Origin of the sequence: Mucilaginibacter sp., assembly GCF_025359345.1 — a bacterium.
Classification (GTDB): Bacteria; Bacteroidota; Bacteroidia; order Sphingobacteriales; family Sphingobacteriaceae; genus Mucilaginibacter.
The window spans coordinates 116,291-134,182 of record NZ_JANYGQ010000003.1 but is presented as its reverse complement, the minus strand read 5'-3'; the positions used below and the strand labels follow the sequence as shown (position 1 = coordinate 134,182).

Here is a 17,892-nt window from a genome sequence, read left to right as displayed (position 1 = left end):
CAATGATGCAATGTTTTCACGTGTCGGCGAAACGGTAGAAAATAAGACCAATCAAAAAGATTCTTACCCCCTGGTCAGCTCCATCTGTAATTTTAATTAATTAGAAAACAGTAATATATTGATTATAAGCAAATTACAGCAATGCTCATAACAGTAAATATTGTAACATTTGATTATCAGAAGATTACCCTTTAACTAAAAGTAAAATATCTGATAACCAACATGTTCCAAAGCGTTCCGGGTGTTCCGTTGTGAAAAGTGGAACGCTTATCGGTCGGTACTGGATCTATTTCGACTAACGTTTGGGCCCTTGTTCAGCTCTATTTTCGACTTCCGGACTTCTTACCCCTTCTTAAACTTATCAGCGAGCAACTTCAGCATATCCTCGTTTACCGGCACAGCAGGAGCATCGTCTTTCTTTTTAAAGGGTTTATTTTCCGGTTTTTGATAGTTGTTTGTACGGGTATGGTCGGGTTTGTGAAACTCGCGTTTCGGTTGATTTTCGGCCGGCCTTATTTCAGTTACAGGCTCTTGTGGTTTTGGTGCGGTTTGTTGCTGTTGCTGCCTGGCAATGCGTTCGGCATTCTTTTTGGCATTCCAGCGGTTATGTATCTCTTCCAGCTTGCGTTTGGTGTAAAGCGGAAAATCGCCCTGCATCATCCACGAATAATAGCTTGGCTCAATTTTCAATACATCCTCCACCGTTTTGCCTTTATGCTTGCCGAAATTGAAAGTTTCCTCACCGTTTTCGTTGTAAACCATACGGCCGGCAAAATCAACTGGCTTGTTTAGGTTGGTGAAATGATGCAGCGCTTCAACATCATTTACCACAGGCTTGCTGCGGGCGCCTTTTTTATCTTCCCATTCTACGCCTTCATATTTGGCTATCTGGGCCAGTAGCACTTCCATTGTGGCACGGGTATCAGCCTCGGCAGAGTGGGCGTTTATTATCTGTTTGTCGCAGTAAAACTGGTAAGCAGCTTTAAGGGTGCGCTGCTCCATCTGGTGAAATATGTTCTGCACATCCACAAAATGACGGTTATCCAAATCAAACAAAACGTCGGCACGCAAAAACTCCTCCATCAGCATGGGGATATCAAACTTGTTAGAGTTGTACCCTGCAAGGTCGCTTACATCAATAAATTCGGCAACAAGTGCTGCTATGTCCTTAAAAAGAGGTTCGTCTTTTATATCTTCATCATAAATGCCGTGTACCAGCGATGATTCAAGCGGGATGGGCATACCGGGGTTTACACGCCAGGTTTTCACCTCCTCGCTGCCATCAGGATTTAACTTGATAACAGATAGTTCGACAATACGGTCTGCCCCGATATTTGTTCCGGTCGATTCGATGTCGAAAAATGCAAGAGGGCGTTTTAAGTTTAATTTCATTTTTAAAAAAGCTATTATTTGCCGGTTTGAATGTACACAAATCAAACTGCCCTTTTTCGGGTAATTTACCGGTACTTTCAATCAGTTTGGCAAAGGTCGCAAAAGTGTTAAAAAGAACTGTAACTATAAATTTTTTAATTTATTTAATTTCTAAGATAAAAGTTATAATTTGTTGCTTCCTAATTTGATTTACTCTTTAAAGAATGAAAAGACCTTTACTTATCCTGTTTTTCCTGCTAAACGCACTTGTTTTCGCCTCGGCCCAGGATTTCCCCTTCGGTGTAGTAACCACCGAAGAAATGAACATGAAAAACTACGCCAAAGATACTTCGGCGCATGCCGTTGTATTACAGGAGTTCGGTAAATCGAGTATAAATATTGGCAGTGATGACAATCTTAAGCAGTTTTACGAATATCACGTTAAAATAAAAATATTTGATGCCAAGGCTTTTAATAAGGGCACGGTAAAAATAATGCTTTACAGTAACGATAAAAACGATGCTTACGAAGACGTGTCGAACATAAAAGGCGTAACCTACTACAAGGATGATAACGGCTTTACACAAAAAGCCGAGCTTGAAGACAAAAAGGTTTATCCTGTGAAAGAAAATAAATACTGGGCAAGCCATAAATTTGCCATGCCCGGGTTGCGCGACGGCTGTATTATAGAGTATAAATACCGTGTTGAATCATTCCGTTGGTACAAATTGAGGTCGTGGGAGTTCCAGGATGATATTCCAAAACTATATTCAGAATACGAAGTACACATCCCGGCGTTTTTCAACTTTAATGCTTCCATTAAAGGTTATTTAAAGCTTACTAAAAATACATCTTCTGTTGAATCGACTTGTTTTGAGGCACGGGGCGCCAAAGCCGATTGTTCGCTTATAAATTACGGTATGGCGGATATACCCGCGTTTAAAGAAGATGATTACATGACTTCGCCAAAAAACTTTCTGTCGGCTATAAATTTTGAGTTGGTGGATTGGCAAAGCCCTTACGATGGCTCCAAACATAAAGAAACCAAAGAGTGGCGGGATATTGACTACTCACTTAAAACTGAACCAAATTTCGGGGGGCAACTGAAACGGAAAGGGTTACTTAAGGACAAGGTTGCAGCGATAATAGCCGGAAAACCGGATGATATGGCAAAAGCCAAAGCTATTTATCAATACTGGCAAAAATGGTTTAAGTGGGATGGCTTCTGGTCTATCTACAGCGAAAGCATTAGCAAGGCTATCGATAAACACAGCGGTGACATTGCCGATATAAACCTTTCGCTGGCTACTGCTTTAAGCACGGCTGGTTTAAATACTGAAGTGGTTTTACTATCAACCCGCGAAAATGGCGCGTTAAACACTTTGTACCCCGTAATTGGCGATTTTGACTACGTGGTTGCCAAGGTTAATATTGGTGACCAAACCTATTTGCTGGACGCAACCGACCCGCTACTTCCTTTTGGCGTGCTGCCTTTTAAGTGCCTCAATGACAAAGGCAGGGTATTCAGCCTTGACAAACCATCGTACTTTATGGATATGAGCTTACCGCAACGCGAAAAAAGCAGTTATATACTTGATGTTACCCTGCAGGATGATGGTAAGTTAAAAGGTACGCTGACCAACTACTCAACGGGCTACGAAGCCTATAAAAGAAGGGTCGCCATTAAAAAATTCAACAGCATTGATGAGTACGTTGAGAACCTGAACGGTAAACTGCCGAAGTGGAAGTTCACGAAGTCGGAGGTTCGCAACCTCGACAGTCTTGATATGCCCGTTGTAGAGCAATATGATGTTGAAATAAAAGTTTATGACAAATTGGGCGAAACCAACAAGGCGACATTTAGCCCGTATTATATACACAGAATGACAACCAATCCCTTCAAGTTAAATGAGCGCTCCTTCCCTATCGATATGGGCATGGCATCAGAAGACCGTTATGCAATAACTGTGCACCTGCCCGCCGGCTATATGGTCGACACCCCGCCGCAAACTATGGCAATATCAATACCAAATAATGGCGGTAAGTACATCAGCAGTTACGAACCGGGTGACAACTCGTTCAGTTTCGTTTATCTTACGCAATTTAATAAATCGGTTTATGGGACCGAAGAATTCCCCAGCATAAAAGAGTTTTATAATAAAATTATACAGTCGCAAAAAACCGAAATGGTTTTGAAGAAGAAATGATGAGAGGATTTATTATTGCAGGCTTTTTAACTGTATGCTGGGTTGCAGCTAATGCACAACAAAATTATGACGCCAGCCTGATACCTAAGGATTTATTGCCCTACGCAAGTTCGGTAGTGCGAAATGAAGAGGTGACCATTGAGGTGAAGGATTTGGATAACTCTGTTTATCATATAAAAAAAGCTATTACCGTTTTAAATAAAAATGGAGATGACGATGCCCATATCGTTATTTATCATGATAAAAATGATGTAATTAAAAGCGTTAAAGGAATTGTTTACAACCAGTTTGGCAAACAGATTGACAAATTTGGCGAAAGCAAGTTTGACGATGTAAATATTGGCAGCAGCAGCGCCTTATTTGAAGGGATGCGGGCTGAACATTATTTGCCGGCCGTTAATGAATACCCTTACACGATAGCCTATGAATACGAAGAGAAATCAAAGCAAACATTGAATTTTGATCCATGGATCCCGAACGCGGATATTGGGATTGCGGTTGAAAAAAGTTCGTTCAATTTTATTTGTACCCCTGATTTTAATATCAAATATAAAGAGAGCAACCTGCCCACCGGAGTTGTTACCGGAAAAAATGCGCAAGGGCAGAAAACATATTCGTGGCAGGTAAATAATTTAAAGGCGATTAAGTACGAACCATTTAGCCCCTATGTTAAAAACTACGCAAGCAGCGTACAAATAGCGCCTGAAAAGTTTGAGTACTATGGCATAAAAGGAACATATACCAATTGGAAAGAACTGGGAAAATGGATCAGCGATAAATTAATGGCCAATCGCCAGGAATTGCCCTACCAAACCATTGAGCACGTTAAGGAAATTACCAAAGACATCGCCGACCCAAAGCTGAAGGCGAAAAAAATATACGAGTATATGCAGGGAAAAACGCATTACATAAGCGTGCAGGTAGGCATTGGCGGGTTTCAGCCGTTTTTAGCATCTGAGGTTGACCAGCAAAGCTATGGCGACTGTAAAGCGCTGGTTAACTACACCCAGGCTCTACTCAAAGCTGTTAATATTGACTCGTATTATTGTATCGTTAAATCGGGCCGGGCGCACAATGTTAGTTTGCTCACCGATTTTGCAAGCATGGGACAGGCCGATCACATTATTTTGTGCGTCCCCTTTAAAAATGATACCACCTGGGCCGACTGCACCAGCCAGACTATACCATTTGGCTACTTAGGCGATTTTACGGATAACCGCACTGTCCTTGCCCTTACCCCCGAAGGTGGCAAATTGCTACGTACGCCAAAATACCCGGCCCCAATTAACCTGGAAAGCCGCAGGGCCGAATTTAGCATTAGCAACAGCGGAGAACTATCAGGCAGCATGACAACCTCATTTAAAGGGGTTGAATACGAAGACCGCGACGATTTAATGAAGGAAACCCGTGCAGAGCAATTTAAAATGGTGCAAAAAAAATATCCGATAAATAATATGGATGTTGATGATTTTGACATCAAACAGGATAAAAGTTTCGACCCTGTTACCACCGAAACCATAAAATTGCATGCTAAAGATTATGCCACTTTTGATAATGGCAAGTTTTATTTTTTGCTTAACCCCGCCAACCGAGAAACTTACATACCCAAACAGGTGCGTAACCGGTTAACCGACGTAAGTATTACCCGCGGCTATACTGAGGAAGACGAGGTTACCTACACCGTCCCCCAGGGGTATCGCTTAGAAAAGAAAGTATTAAACGAAAAGCTGGACAAACCATTTGGAAACTTTACGGCAACTATGGAACTAAAAGGTGACAAACTAACTTACAAGCGCAGGTTCCAGCTTATCGGCGGCACATATAATAAAGATGTTTATCCGGATGTGGTTGATTTTTTCCAGGCAGTGGTTGATGCTGACGAATATAACGTGGTACTGGTTAAAACCAATAACTAATAATTACTATCCCAAGGATAATTCCAACAACCATAATAACATAAAGCATTATTTCAGTACTTGCGAAGCGCTTGTACTTTGTCCAGAAAGAGGTATCTTGTTTGGGTGTTGACATATTACCGCAAAAATACCGATTAAAATTTTAATTTAGGTACGATGAATAAAAACGAAGAACAGGAGATCAAAAAAGAGTTTCAACTGGAGCGCGTTATCCTTTTTAGTGATGCTGTTTTTGCAATCATCATTACTATAATGGTGTTAGATATCCGTTTACCTGAGGGTATAAAACACGCCGACCCTACCTACGTTAAACATGCCTTTTTAGAGCTCATACCAAAGGCGTTAGCATACGGGTTAAGCTTTTTCCTGGTGTCCAGGTTTTGGCTGGGGCATTTGCGGATTTTTAGCCACTTAAAGGATTATGACGCCAAACTGCTGACATATAATTTAATTTATCTTTTCTCAGTAAGCTTATTTCCATTTGCGGTTACGCTCATTTCGGGCAATATCAACCCTGAAAGCCCCGCCTACGGCTGGGGTATTTATACTTATGCTGCGATAATTTTAGTAACTACTCTAAGCCAAACCGTACTTAGCCACTACCTTGTGGTAAACCGCGAAAGGTTGTGTTTTGAGCCTGAAAAAGTTACTGAGACATTAAAGTATAAGGTTTTAAAATACAATTTCATAACGATACCACTGCTGGCTGTTGTTCTTATAGCGATTAGCATTTTAGGCTTCCAGCCTTATTATTCAATGGGTGCGCTGAGTGTCTATGGAATTACCATGGGCCGGCTCTATAATAAACATTACCCAAAACAGGCGGGAGGCCCGGTTATCGCAAATTTATACAATGCCATTAAAAACCGCAGAGTTAATAGGCGGGCTGCTAAAACCATCGCCGCAAAAGAATAAGTTATTTCTAATTACTTCCGCCCGAAGCTGCATACCCGGTATCGGCTACAATTGAGCCACATCTTGAAAAATATTTATAAGTATATGGGTCGTGCAGTTTGGTTATAATAACCCCTTTTGAAGAGCTGGCGTGAACATAGTAACCATTTTGCAGGTACACCGCCACATGGCTGAATTTTTTTCCATCATAATCAAAAAACAACAAATCGCCTTCTACCAGTTCTTCCTCATATTTGCGCTTAATCACGTTTATCTGCTGACTAGTTGAGCGCGGGATGCTTATTCCGTAAACTTCCTGCTCCAACAGTTGTGTCAGCCCCGAACAATCAACGCCGCTTTTATCTTCTCCGCCAAACCGGTACGGAGTGCCCATCCACTGCTCGATAAAGGCATATAAACGACCGTTCTGGATCTGGCTTTTATCCACATTCAATATGGCGGCATATTTATCTGCAATGCTGCCTTCGGGTTGTACAATCTGGCCCGGTTGCCCGCGCATGGCCACCTTGCGGCTATGGCACGACGACAGAATAACAGTAACGGCTAGTAAGCAAAACAGGTAATTTATTTTATTCATACCATAAAGGTAAGCGCAATAAGGATTGGGGAAATTGCGGATGTTTTTAACATATTAACAATTGGCATTCCGAAAGCCGGGGAAGTCAGTAAGACTGGAAAAATAGAGGGCCTATGATTAGTATTTCCACCCTCAATTCTCTGCGGGCGGCAAATCCGCAGGGTCAATCACCGAACCTGCGCGCGAAAAATACTTGAACAGCGATGGCGAATGCAGTTTTAATAGATAACACCTTTGCTGGTACTGGCATGCACCACATAGCCGTTTAACAGGTAGACACCCACATGGCTAAACTGCTTACCGTCGAAATCAAAAAAGACCAAATCACCTTCTTTAAGTTCACTTTCAGGCTTTTGATTGATGTAGTTTATTTGCAGATTCGTTGAGCGTGGTATATCGGCAATGTCATAAACCTGCTGCTGCAACAGGTACACAAAGCCTGAGCAATCAACACCATCGCGCGCGAGGCCACCAAAGCGGTACGGCGCACCTACCCACTGATCTATAAAATCGTAAAGCCTTCCGTTTTGTATCTCCGCTTTTCTTACGCCTAAAATTGTCGCGTATTTTTTTGCGATGCTATCGGCAGGCGGTACCATAACATAGGGTGGCCGGTGCTTTAGTACCTGCTTTACAGGCACATTATTTATCACGATTGATTTACCGGGCGCATCCGGTATTGGGCTATTTAGTACCAACGGCTGTGTAGTTGCTCGTTTTAGCGCGCTGCAAGATGAAAGTACCGCGACTGCAATTGTAGCCGATAAAATAAACAATTGTGATTTATTAAAATGCATAACCTGCAGGTTGATAAACAACTAAGATACAATATTTTACCATAGTAAAACACTATTGGTATCTTCAATCTCCACCTAATCTCTATTCTCCAACCTCTAATCACTATCCTTTTATCACCCGCTGTATCTCATCCAGCTTCATCAGGGCTTCAACAGGCGTAAGTGTATTTACATCGAGGTTATTCAGCGTATCGCGTATTTTTACAAGCACCGGGTCATCAATACTAAACATCTGCATTTGTACGGCTTGTTTTTGCACTTTGCGGATACTTTCTTTGATGTGCTCCCCTCCTGTACGTTCGTTTTCCAGTTTCTTTAATATCTCGTTGGCGCGGCTCAGTACTTTTTGTGGCATGCCGGCAAGTTTGGCTACGTGGATACCAAAGCTGTGTTCGCTGCCACCTGGTACCAGCTTACGTAAAAATATAATCTGGTGGCCAACTTCTTTTACTGATACGTTAAAGTTTTTGATGCGGTTAAATGAGTTGCTCAACTCGTTCAATTCGTGGTAGTGGGTGGCAAACAAGGTTTTGGCCCTTGCCGTTGGTTGGTTATGCAAAAATTCAGCAATTGACCAGGCGATGGATATACCATCATAAGTAGATGTTCCGCGGCCAATTTCATCCAACAAAATCAGGCTGCGGTCCGACAGGTTATTCAGGATACTCGCCGTTTCATTCATCTCCACCATAAAGGTCGATTCGCCGGACGACAGGTTATCAGATGCGCCAACGCGTGTAAATATCTTATCAACCAAACCTATCGAAGCGGCTTTCGCGGGTACGAAACAGCCCATCTGTGCCATCAGCACTATCAGCCCGGTTTGCCTTAGCAATGCCGATTTACCGGCCATGTTTGGCCCGGTAATAATAATTATCTGCTGCGTTTCCGAGTCAAGGAACACATCATTGGTGATGTATTCCTCGCCAAGCGGTAAATTCTTTTCAATAACCGGGTGGCGGCCACCTTTTATATCGATAACCCGGCTATCGTTCATTTCCGGCTTAACGTAATAGTTTTTGATGGATATTGTTGCAAAGTTGAGTAACACATCCAACCGCGCCACCAATTGTGCATTCAATTGTATGGGCTTGATGTACTCTGCAAGCGAGTAAAGCAGGTCGTTATACAGCCGGGTTTCCAGTGCCAGTATTTTCTCCTCAGCACCTAATATTTGTTCTTCGTATTCTTTTAGCTCGGGCGTAATGTACCGTTCGGCATTTACCAGTGTTTGCTTCCGTATCCACTCAGTGGGCACTTTATCGCGGTGACTGTGGGTAACTTCAAGGTAATAGCCAAATACGTTATTAAATGATACTTTAAGCGACGGTATGCCGGTTTGTTCGGCCTCACGCTTTTGTATCTCCAGCAAATAACCCTTTCCGCCAAAAGCAATTTTGCGCAACCTGTCAAGCTCTTCATTTATCCCGTCGCTCATCACGCTGCCTTTCACCAGCATTACAGGTGGTTCAGGGTTAAGCTCCTTCTCAATTTTATCACTGATGAGCGTGCATGGATTTAATTGTGCTGCAATTGCCTGCAGGGGCAGGCTTACCGATGTTTCGCCAATTTTTTTAATTACATCAATGGCCAGCAAGGCTTTTTTAAGCTGGCAAACCTCGCGCGGATTAGCTTTATGCAGGCCAATTTTTGATATTAGTCGCTCTAAATCACCAATCAGCCTTATATTTTGTTTGAGTGATTCGCGCAAGTCTTCCTGCTCGATCAAATATTCAACAACGCCAAGTCGGTCGTTTATTGGTTTCAATTCTTTTAACGGCATTACAATCCAGCGGCGTAGCAGGCGTGCTCCCATTGGCGAACAGGTATGGTCGAGCACGTCAACCAGCGTTAATGCATTTTCGTTTGCTGAGCCAACCAGTTCAAGGTTGCGTACGCTGTATCTGTCGAGCCAAAGGTAGCGGTCTTCTTCTATCCTGCCGATGGCCGAGATATGCTGCAGGTTGCGATGTTCGGTTTCATTTAAATAATGCAGCGCAACACCTGCGGCTATAATACCGAGGTTCAGCTTGTCAATACCGAAACCCTTTAATGATTTTACGCCGAAATGCTTTAGCAATACCTCCTGCGCATAATCCCCGCTGTATGGCCACTCGTCAAGTGTGTAGGTATAAAAGCGGTCGCCATAGGTGTCTTTAAAATCGCGCTGCCGGCTTTTTGGATAGATGACCTCGGATGGCGCGAAACTTTGCAACAGTTTATCGATATAATCACTATTTCCCTGGGCGGTTAAAAACTCGCCTGTCGAAATATCAATTAAGGCAATACCCAGGCTGTTTTTCTCGAAATATAATGAAGCGAGGTAATTGTTGCTTTTTTGATTAAGGATATTGTCGCTGATAGCCACGCCTGGAGTAACCAACTCGGTAACGCCACGCTTAACAATAGTTTTGGTGGTTTTGGGATCCTCGAGCTGGTCGCAGATAGCTACCCGCTGCCCGGCCCGCACCAGTTTGGGCAGGTAAGTATCCAATGAATGGTGCGGAAAGCCCGCCAGTTCTATATGCGTTGCAGCCCCATTTGCCCTACGCGTAAGCACAATACCCAAAATACCGGCTGCCTTGATGGCGTCCTCGCCAAAAGTCTCATAAAAATCTCCCACACGAAACAACAATAATGCACCGGGGTACTTCACCTTTATCTGGTTGTACTGCTGCATTAAGGGCGTCTCTTTACTATTGTCTTTTGCCAAACGGTTTGCTCCTTTTTAATAGGTGGGTAAAGTTAATGCATTGCCCGGTGTTTAGCAGGATTGTGGAAAAGTTGACGATATGTTGATAGGTTGATTAGGCTAGATTAAGTTGATTGAGTTAGTGATAATTAAAGATTTCAAATTCACTTACACCACTGCGTCTATCTCTTCCGCAAGTAGTTTGTCTTTGTCGGTAACGATATCGCCGGCATCATGGGTCGACAACCAAATTTCTACTTTGTTATAAGTATTTATCCAGGTTGGGTGGTGGTTGCTTTTTTCGGCAAGCAGGGCTACCCTTGTCATAAATGAAAATGCTGAAATGAAATCTTTGAATTGAAAAGATTTGTAAAGTTTGTTGTCGGTTTGCTGCCACATGATTTTTAAGTTTTTAGTTTAACCAGTGACAATAATTAATGTTTTACAGCGCCAATCTAAAAATTTCTAAAATTGGGGCAATAATAATCAATATCCCGGATTTTGCGTTAAATAGCCCTTACTGTTTTTAATCATATCCGCCGGTATTGGATATATTTCATTTTTGCCTGCAGTAAAAACGGCGCTATGTTGCAGTATATCGGGGAAATTTGCGATGTGTGATTCGTGCTTTAAATAGCTATTTAGTGTTTGTGCCATAAACCCGCTGCCGGCCGGACCGCCGAAACGGCCGTCCCACCGTTGTAAATCAAAAAAGCGGTGGCCTTCCATACCGAGTTCAAGCATACGTTCGAAATAAACTGCCTTGCGTGCATATGCCTGTCCCTCGACAGCAAACCCTGTCGACGCGTAGCCACCTGCGACACCATACAAGCCAACCTTATAATTAGCGGCCGGCGTGGTTGAATACCCCAGGGCCGGATTGCTATCGTTTTTATATTTATACACCCAACCGGCTTTGTCAGCGGCGCGGGCCCTAACGATATTTACATATTTCTCGGCCGTCTCCAGGCTGCCGACTTCAATCTCAGCTTCGGCGGCCATCAGCAATATGTCTGCAAATCTTATCGCATTGTAGCCGTTGCTGGTTGACTGATTTGAAGCCCAGCCACCAAACGCTTCGCTTGTCGATGCCTGTGCAGCCTTGTAGTAAACGCTTTTGATATTTACATATGGCCCGGCATCGGGTTGGTCGCGTGCCCAGGATGCTCCCGGCATTACTCCCCAATCAAGGTACGGTATACCTCTTCGCCCCACACTCCAGTCCAAACGGGAATCAAGCGGATCAGTTGCAGGTACAAAAGCGGAATTGGCAGCAACGCCCTGGTCATTTTTTAAATCAACGTTGTTGTATCCGTCAAGTGCAGGCAATCCGGTTGCAGCGCTGGTTCTAAACGCGTTCACAAAGCTAAATGACGGTGTAAAAAACCCGCAGCAGGTTGCCGGCCCGGCCGATGGAAAATTAAGAATGTCGCCTGAATTACCATCGTACCCCTGTGAACCGTCATTAACAACCGCACGAATTAAAAATACGCTTTCGGCATTGGCCTTTTTTGAAGGGTTAAAGTTGTCGGCGTAGTTTACCAGTTTGTATTTAAGGCCCGCCGATGTTACTCCACTGGTAATTAGATTAGCTAAATATGTACGGGCCCTGGTGTAATTATGATCAAACATAAATACTTTTGCTAAAAATGCTTCGGCTGCAAATTTGTTTGGCCGGCCGATTACCGGTTGTGTTGCAGGTAAATTATAAAAAGCGTACGCAAAGTTACTTTCGATATTGGCCCAAATGGGGCCGGGGTTTTTAACTGTGTTGTATCCATTTTTGTAAGTAACGCCCTGTGCAATGTAAGGCACATTTCGCCAGAGTTTAGCAAGCTCAAATTCATAAAACCCTCTCAAAAATTCAGCTTCAGCTAGTATTTGTGTGTACTGCGCAGTTGAAATTGAACCGTCTGTCACCAAAAGTAACGTGCTGATTACTGCATTTGTATACCGTAAAGCAGTCATGTTAACCTGCCATTTTATGCTGAAATAGCTGTTTGCACTGTTGGTATTATAAGCTTCGATAGTACTTGCCTCATACTGGTCATCAGGTGTTGAGCCTTTATGAGCCTCGCCTCCTGCCACGCTACCAAATATCCAGTTATCCGTACCCGATTGCCAGGTGGCGCCGGGCTGGGTGGGGTAAGTTCCATCTAAAAAAGTATAAGCTTTAAGCAGCAAACTCTCAACTCCGGCCTTTGTGTGCGGCGTTGTTGTTACCAAAGAATCAGTCGCAGACAAGGACGTTGATATTGACGAAGTATTAAAAGTGTGATTATCGGATAGATCCGGCTTTTTGCAGGTAACCATCAAAGCACAAATGATTGCGACTAGGGGTAGGATGATTTTTTTTTCATGAAAAAGCGGGACGGGTTTAGTGTGACAAGCGTTCAAAAAATTCACTTGCGTAAATATAATACTTATATCTGTTGAAATAATACCCAGCCTAAAATACCCGCCATCGGCAGGCACTAAAATATTTTTTATGATTTTACTTGCAAAATTGATTTTTTACTCTACATTTGTAGAGTAAACTCTAAACTTATAGAACATAAATGAAACTCACCGCAGCCGAAGAGCAATTAATGGAACTTATTTGGGATAAGCAGGAGCTGTATATGAAAGACATTATCGAAAGCTTTCCCGACCCTAAACCTGCAACTACAACACTGGCCACTTTACTAAAGCGGATGCAGAACAAGGGTTTTGTAGGCTATAAATTAATGGGCAACTCCAGGCAATACTATCCGCTGGTAAAAAAATCCGACTACTTTTCAAAACACGTCAACAGTTTGATAAAAGACTTTTTCGGCAGTTCTGCCATGCAGTTTGCCTCGTTTTTTACTACAGAAACCAACCTAACTGATACAGAACTGGAGGACCTGAAAAAAATTATCGATAACCAGCTTAAAAAGAAAAAATCATGATAACCTACCTTATAAACTTCACAATGTGCTCGGCCATGCTGCTGCTGGCATATCACCTGCTGCTTAAGAATAAAACCACCTATACATTTAACAGGTTTTACCTTTTAGCAAGTTTGGTATTTTCGCTGGCAACTCCATTTATTGCGGTTAAATGGATGCCGCAAGTAATCCCGGCAATACAACCGGTTGCAGAAAAACTGCAATTTCTGCCAGCTAACAGCGTACAAACGCAAATCCCGCTTTATACCAATGTGCCTGTTGTAAATGCGGTCCCCCATTACGTTAACTACCCGCTTTATGGCTTAGCTGCAGTATATGGTATTATATGTTTACTGCTACTTTATCGTTTTGCCCGGAATTTAATTGCAATCAGTTTGTCGGTGCGGCGTAATAAACAGGTCGATTATTCGGGTACACGGCTGGTTTTAGTTAACGAAAGACTTACCCCGCACACATTTTTAAACTATATTTTTTTAAATAAAGATGAGTATACCGGCAAGCAAATAGAAGCTGCCGTTTTAAAGCACGAATTGGCTCACGCCAGCCAGCGCCACTCGGCAGACGTGATTTTTATAGAGCTATTGCAAATTTTCGGCTGGTTTAACCCTTTTATACCGCTATACCGCAAGGCCGTACAACTAAACCACGAGTTTATAGCCGATGCCGCAGTACTCGCAGGAAATAACAACATTACCGATTACCAGCAATTGCTGTTTAGCAAACTGGGCTATGGTAAAAGCTTAACCATCACCAGCCAATTCAATTATTCTGTAACCAAAAAACGCTTAATTATGATGACTAAAACCACTTCAGCTGCAGCAGCAATGCTTGCCAGGCTTGCCATTATCCCGGTATTGGCAATCGCTTTTATTTTGTTTTGCACTAAAACCGAAGTACTGCAGGCACAGACGCCCGATAAACAGGAAGTTAAAAATATACCTGCAAAAAAAATAGCCGCAGTCAGCCAGGCGCAACCGATTCGGCATGCACCTAAAATTGCTGTGCCCGACTACCCCTCAACTAAAGAAGGCATATCTGACGACCTCTTGAAAGAATACAAAGCAATTACCGATAAATACACAAACCCTAAAGTTGTTAATACGCGCAGGGCAATAACCAAAGCCGACAATGACAGGCTCGAAGAGATATTTAAACAAATGAGCCGCGGGCAACAAAAACAGCAGCTTATAAGGTTTGCTAATTATAAAGCGGCGCCGCTGCAAAAAGCAACGCCTACATCAACACAATATGAAGAGTGGAAAGATTCCAATATGTACGGTACGTGGTTAAATGATAAGCACGTGGACAACTCAGAACTCGAAAAATATACAGCCCACGATATAAGCAATTTTTTTGTAAGCCGGCTGCTGGGAGCTGCTCGCGTTAACAAAAAGTACAAGTACCAGGTAAATTTAATGACGACAGATTATTATGAAAAATACAGGAAAGAACAGATTGCCAGTGCCCCCTATACCGTGATGCAATACGGCCCGGCAAATTTCTAAAACTGCACGATGGACTGCTTACCGGGTTAATAGCCTGGTAAGCTTTTATATCTCCATCTTTTCGTCGTAGCTCAAGTTTAAATCTTCTTCTATTTTTGCCCGGGTCGGCCTAAGAACTAAAAAATAGATAATATTAAGGGCTGCAATTGCCAGGTAATACAAATTCCACCCTTGCATAAAAATAACAATGGCAAACAATGTGGCTCCTTCAGACGGCGCAAGTCTTGTTATTACCGCAGTCTGGTAGCCCGCAATCTTTTCTTTAACAGTCGCCGCACCCCTCGCATTCTCAATCCTTTTCTTGTATAATAAACTCCCGGTAAACCCCATGGCTATAACGAATACCGGCACTAAATAAAAAAATATGTCATTAACGGGTTTCAAATTCAGAACAGGGTTTATGGCTATTGAATAGACCACAATGGCAAATAAGGTTTGGCCGACCAATAACGCGCCATAAATTATGGTAATCATTCTTAAAAAAGCTTTCGGATTAATTTCGGGGTTGTGATTAGTGATCATTCGGCTTTAGATTAAGGCTGCAATATAAACTTATTCGGACAATTTTCAGGTACCGTGACTTGGGCGAATTCAATATTTTACAAATAACAAATTTAGTCTCCCCTTATACATGCGTTTAAATCACCTGTAGCTTAAAACAAGAAGTTATTGAGGTAATACATTCAAACAGCGTAGAAATACGCATCATAATAGTAAATAATACGCATACAAAATCAGGTGTATTTACTTGCTGATTCAGGTATTTGTCCTGAATGCTATTGATCGCTGTTTGTTGAATTTTGGGATGTTGAAAGGTTTCCGTTTTTGAACAACGAAGCATCAGAAAACCATTATTTAACATTTGCGCTCATGAAAAGGATCGATAATTTATTTTTACTGCTGGCAGCCATCGTGTTGCTCGCCTCATCATGCGGAGAAGATGGCGGAGTTAAGCTACAAGGCACTACTGGCGCCCAGCATGTAATTGGCCCGGCCGGCATCTTTTCACATTCGAGCAGTGCCGGCGGAAAAATAAACATCATGCCATACCGGCCGCGACTGGGACAATTCATAAGCGCCCGGTTTACAGCCGATAATTCAAATAGCGCGGCTTTGTCAACATTGTTAGCGGTTGAACGAACAAAGCACGTAGACATGAGCGTTTAAAAATGCGGAAAGCCTCACTTCAATATAAAAGATGAATAAAGCAGTCAGTTTATAGTTAATTAGGAGGGGTGCGGCCAATGGCTGCATCCTTTTTTGTTGAAAGAGCTCCATTATTAATGGACAATTCAGCGGCTGCCGAAGCGATATCATAACCCTTCACAAATATTAAGTCGTGTTTTTTTGCCAGCTTAGCTATTTTTGATGAAGTTACGGGTGGTTGCAGCCAAACCGCTTTAGCTTTTAAAGGTAACACATGCCTCTCAATGATATCCGCATGCTCAGCTTCAGGCCGGAAAATGTTTACAATTTCAACTTCGCCTGGTGTGCCTTCAAGGTCGTTGAAAACGAGTTTGTCTTCAGCATACTCTGTTTTGTAAGATATCAATGTGTACTTATCCGGCGAATATCCTATCACCATAAAACCAGCTTTCAATAATGCCATCGGCACATTTTTATCCGGCCAGTCAATAAGGAGTATGGTTTTCGCATTTTTTAGAATTTTGATATGTTTGGCAGCCATTAATTTGACAATTATTTTAAATCCTTAAGCCTGGTTAGCTTATCTCTCGTGGTCTTATTTTCGCTGATCGCTAACGACTTATTGTAAAACTCCGTCGCCTTGGTTTTGTTCTTTTCCGCGCTGTAATAATCGCCGATCGCAGCATACGCCCCTGCACTATTGGGGTAATATTTAGCATTCAGTGAGAATACCGCCAGTGCCCTGTCGGGCAAATTCACTTCAATATAATCGTGGCCCATGGCATCCAATATGGTCTCCGGCGGCATCACCCTGTAGCCCATACGCCTGGAAACATCAGCGTAATGATTTTCAATTACTGCCGCCACATCAATTTTGGCGTTTGCATCAAATAGTGCCTCATCAGTTTCCTTTGGCAGTTTATAATAACTGAATAGAAACCGGAAGGCATCATATTCCGTTATCAGCGGCGATGAGTTATGGTTGTCATCATTATAAAATTTATAGTTGAAAGTTAGGCCATTGCCCGGATTGGCTTTGAATTCATCGGCCAGGTTTAATATCGAACGGATATGATTTGTTTTTGCCGAAGTATCGTGATGGGCATGTAACGTGTCATCGCCGCGGGGCATGGTGTTGGCTATCCCCATAAAAACATATTTACCTGTGAAGTTTTTTTGCTTTAAAACATCGTGCGCATGTTTTAACAGCTTATACCTGTCCCACCACATGCTCGGATCAACAATAGTATAAGCGTTAAAAAGTTCGGTATGATTTAGAAGGATATTTACAGCAGTAAGCCCGCCGAATGAGTGTCCAATCAGCATCCTGAACGGCGCGGTGGGATATTTCGCTTCGATATATGGCATCAGCTCTTTTTCGATAAATGCTGTGAACTTCTCTCCCCCGCCAGATGTTTTGAAGGAATTTGTTGGCTTGTTTTCGTAGTCGAACGCGCCATAGGTTGGCGTAAGGTCACGCGTGCGGTCTGTATTGTTTATACCCACCACTATCATATCCGGGCAAAACATATTACCATTTGCTTCGCTCAGGTATTGAATAATACCCGATACAGAAGCAAAATGCTCAGAACCGTCAAGCACATAAACTACGGGATAACGCGAAGTGTTGTTTTTGCTGGCCGCCCCGGCAGGCAAATGCACCCAGATGGTGCGTTTCTCGTTCAGTATTTTTGATTGGATGCTATCTGTGTGCCCCAAAACAATGGAATTACCAACAATATCCTGGGAATAAGCTGATTGGAAGACAATCAAAAATAAGAGAAGCAGGGCTTTTTTCATGCAGATTAGTAATGAATTACTAATCTACATATAAAG

The 17,892-nt window shown here is 42.6% G+C and carries 15 protein-coding genes; 6 read left to right on the top strand and 9 right to left on the bottom strand.

Annotation, left to right across the window (positions count from 1 at the left end):
- Positions 1 to 342: 342 nt before the first annotated feature.
- The gene (locus Q0R52_RS01600; protein WP_295791438.1) at positions 343 to 1,392 is read right to left on the bottom strand and encodes a 3'-5' exonuclease; all 1,050 of its coding nucleotides are present in this window, start codon (positions 1,390 to 1,392) and stop codon (positions 343 to 345) included.
- A 203-nt stretch (positions 1,393 to 1,595) separates the two neighbouring features.
- Between Q0R52_RS01600 and Q0R52_RS01595 the strand changes: the two genes are divergently transcribed.
- The 3 genes from Q0R52_RS01595 to Q0R52_RS01585 all read left to right on the top strand — a co-directional run bounded on the left by Q0R52_RS01595 (position 1,596) and on the right by Q0R52_RS01585 (position 6,409).
- Positions 1,596 to 3,578, top strand: a complete 1,983-nt coding sequence (locus Q0R52_RS01595) for a DUF3857 domain-containing protein (protein WP_295791436.1) — start codon at positions 1,596 to 1,598, stop codon at positions 3,576 to 3,578.
- Entirely contained in the window at positions 3,575 to 5,494 is a 1,920-nt protein-coding gene (locus Q0R52_RS01590) for a DUF3857 domain-containing protein (RefSeq protein ID WP_295791433.1), read from the top strand. Before Q0R52_RS01595 ends, Q0R52_RS01590 begins: the two co-directional genes overlap by 4 nt.
- A 156-nt stretch (positions 5,495 to 5,650) precedes the next feature.
- Entirely contained in the window at positions 5,651 to 6,409 is a 759-nt protein-coding gene (locus Q0R52_RS01585; RefSeq protein ID WP_295791431.1) for a TMEM175 family protein, read from the top strand.
- A gap of 7 nt (positions 6,410 to 6,416) precedes the next feature.
- Here the strand turns inward: Q0R52_RS01585 and Q0R52_RS01580 are convergent, their stop codons facing one another.
- From Q0R52_RS01580 to Q0R52_RS01560, 5 genes are all read right to left on the bottom strand, one after another.
- A complete protein-coding gene (locus Q0R52_RS01580) occupies positions 6,417 to 6,986 on the bottom strand; it encodes an NlpC/P60 family protein (RefSeq protein WP_295791428.1) in 570 nt (189 codons plus the stop codon).
- A gap of 218 nt (positions 6,987 to 7,204) precedes the next feature.
- Positions 7,205 to 7,783, bottom strand: coding sequence for a C40 family peptidase (locus Q0R52_RS01575; RefSeq protein WP_295791426.1), 579 nt, complete (start codon positions 7,781 to 7,783; stop codon positions 7,205 to 7,207).
- A gap of 103 nt (positions 7,784 to 7,886) precedes the next feature.
- Positions 7,887 to 10,496, bottom strand: coding sequence for a DNA mismatch repair protein MutS (gene mutS / locus Q0R52_RS01570; protein WP_295791424.1), 2,610 nt, complete (start codon positions 10,494 to 10,496; stop codon positions 7,887 to 7,889).
- A 147-nt stretch (positions 10,497 to 10,643) separates the two neighbouring features.
- Complete coding sequence (locus tag Q0R52_RS01565; protein ID WP_295791422.1) at positions 10,644 to 10,874, bottom strand: 4a-hydroxytetrahydrobiopterin dehydratase; 231 nt, start codon at positions 10,872 to 10,874, stop codon at positions 10,644 to 10,646.
- 87 nt (positions 10,875 to 10,961) lie between these two features.
- Positions 10,962 to 12,719 (bottom strand): RagB/SusD family nutrient uptake outer membrane protein, encoded by a 1,758-nt coding sequence (locus tag Q0R52_RS01560; protein ID WP_295791420.1) that lies wholly within the window; start codon positions 12,717 to 12,719, stop codon positions 10,962 to 10,964.
- A gap of 314 nt (positions 12,720 to 13,033) precedes the next feature.
- On the opposite strand from Q0R52_RS01560, the gene Q0R52_RS01555 reads away from it, so the two are divergent.
- Both Q0R52_RS01555 and Q0R52_RS01550 read left to right on the top strand, forming a co-directional pair.
- Positions 13,034 to 13,405 (top strand): BlaI/MecI/CopY family transcriptional regulator, encoded by a 372-nt coding sequence (locus tag Q0R52_RS01555; protein WP_252791930.1) that lies wholly within the window; start codon positions 13,034 to 13,036, stop codon positions 13,403 to 13,405.
- Entirely contained in the window at positions 13,402 to 14,910 is a 1,509-nt protein-coding gene (locus tag Q0R52_RS01550; protein ID WP_295791416.1) for a M56 family metallopeptidase, read from the top strand. The genes Q0R52_RS01555 and Q0R52_RS01550 overlap by 4 nt, the downstream gene beginning before the upstream one ends.
- A 45-nt stretch (positions 14,911 to 14,955) precedes the next feature.
- Here Q0R52_RS01550 and Q0R52_RS01545 read toward each other — a convergent pair whose 3' ends face one another.
- A complete protein-coding gene (locus tag Q0R52_RS01545) occupies positions 14,956 to 15,432 on the bottom strand; it encodes a hypothetical protein (RefSeq protein ID WP_295791415.1) in 477 nt (158 codons plus the stop codon).
- Between the two features lie 348 nt (positions 15,433 to 15,780).
- On the opposite strand from Q0R52_RS01545, the gene Q0R52_RS01540 reads away from it, so the two are divergent.
- Positions 15,781 to 16,077 carry a hypothetical protein gene (locus Q0R52_RS01540; RefSeq protein ID WP_295791412.1) on the top strand — a complete coding sequence of 99 codons (297 nt, stop codon included), beginning with the start codon at positions 15,781 to 15,783 and terminating at the stop codon, positions 16,075 to 16,077.
- 55 nt (positions 16,078 to 16,132) lie between these two features.
- On the opposite strand, the gene Q0R52_RS01535 is transcribed toward Q0R52_RS01540, so the two are convergent.
- Together Q0R52_RS01535 and Q0R52_RS01530 are read right to left on the bottom strand one after the other, a co-directional pair.
- Positions 16,133 to 16,597, bottom strand: a complete 465-nt coding sequence (locus Q0R52_RS01535) for a CoA-binding protein (protein WP_295791411.1) — start codon at positions 16,595 to 16,597, stop codon at positions 16,133 to 16,135.
- Positions 16,598 to 16,608: 11 nt separating this feature from the next.
- Positions 16,609 to 17,856 carry an alpha/beta hydrolase-fold protein gene (locus Q0R52_RS01530; protein WP_295791408.1) on the bottom strand — a complete coding sequence of 416 codons (1,248 nt, stop codon included), beginning with the start codon at positions 17,854 to 17,856 and terminating at the stop codon, positions 16,609 to 16,611.
- Positions 17,857 to 17,892: the final 36 nt, after the last annotated feature.

What these genes read in the sequence shown, in the direction of transcription:
- Q0R52_RS01600 (WP_295791438.1), bottom strand. Translation starts at nt 1,392, where the DNA reads ATGAAATTAAACTTAAAACGCCCTCTTGCATTTTTCGACATCGAATCG.
- Q0R52_RS01595 (WP_295791436.1), top strand. Translation starts at nt 1,596, where the DNA reads ATGAAAAGACCTTTACTTATCCTGTTTTTCCTGCTAAACGCACTTGTT.
- Q0R52_RS01590 (WP_295791433.1), top strand. Translation starts at nt 3,575, where the DNA reads ATGATGAGAGGATTTATTATTGCAGGCTTTTTAACTGTATGCTGGGTT.
- Q0R52_RS01585 (WP_295791431.1), top strand. Translation starts at nt 5,651, where the DNA reads ATGAATAAAAACGAAGAACAGGAGATCAAAAAAGAGTTTCAACTGGAG.
- Q0R52_RS01580 (WP_295791428.1), bottom strand. Translation starts at nt 6,986, where the DNA reads ATGAATAAAATAAATTACCTGTTTTGCTTACTAGCCGTTACTGTTATT.
- Q0R52_RS01575 (WP_295791426.1), bottom strand. Translation starts at nt 7,783, where the DNA reads ATGCATTTTAATAAATCACAATTGTTTATTTTATCGGCTACAATTGCA.
- Q0R52_RS01565 (WP_295791422.1), bottom strand. Translation starts at nt 10,874, where the DNA reads ATGTGGCAGCAAACCGACAACAAACTTTACAAATCTTTTCAATTCAAA.
- Q0R52_RS01555 (WP_252791930.1), top strand. Translation starts at nt 13,034, where the DNA reads ATGAAACTCACCGCAGCCGAAGAGCAATTAATGGAACTTATTTGGGAT.
- Q0R52_RS01550 (WP_295791416.1), top strand. Translation starts at nt 13,402, where the DNA reads ATGATAACCTACCTTATAAACTTCACAATGTGCTCGGCCATGCTGCTG.
- Q0R52_RS01545 (WP_295791415.1), bottom strand. Translation starts at nt 15,432, where the DNA reads ATGATCACTAATCACAACCCCGAAATTAATCCGAAAGCTTTTTTAAGA.
- Q0R52_RS01540 (WP_295791412.1), top strand. Translation starts at nt 15,781, where the DNA reads ATGAAAAGGATCGATAATTTATTTTTACTGCTGGCAGCCATCGTGTTG.
- Q0R52_RS01535 (WP_295791411.1), bottom strand. Translation starts at nt 16,597, where the DNA reads ATGGCTGCCAAACATATCAAAATTCTAAAAAATGCGAAAACCATACTC.
- Q0R52_RS01530 (WP_295791408.1), bottom strand. Translation starts at nt 17,856, where the DNA reads ATGAAAAAAGCCCTGCTTCTCTTATTTTTGATTGTCTTCCAATCAGCT.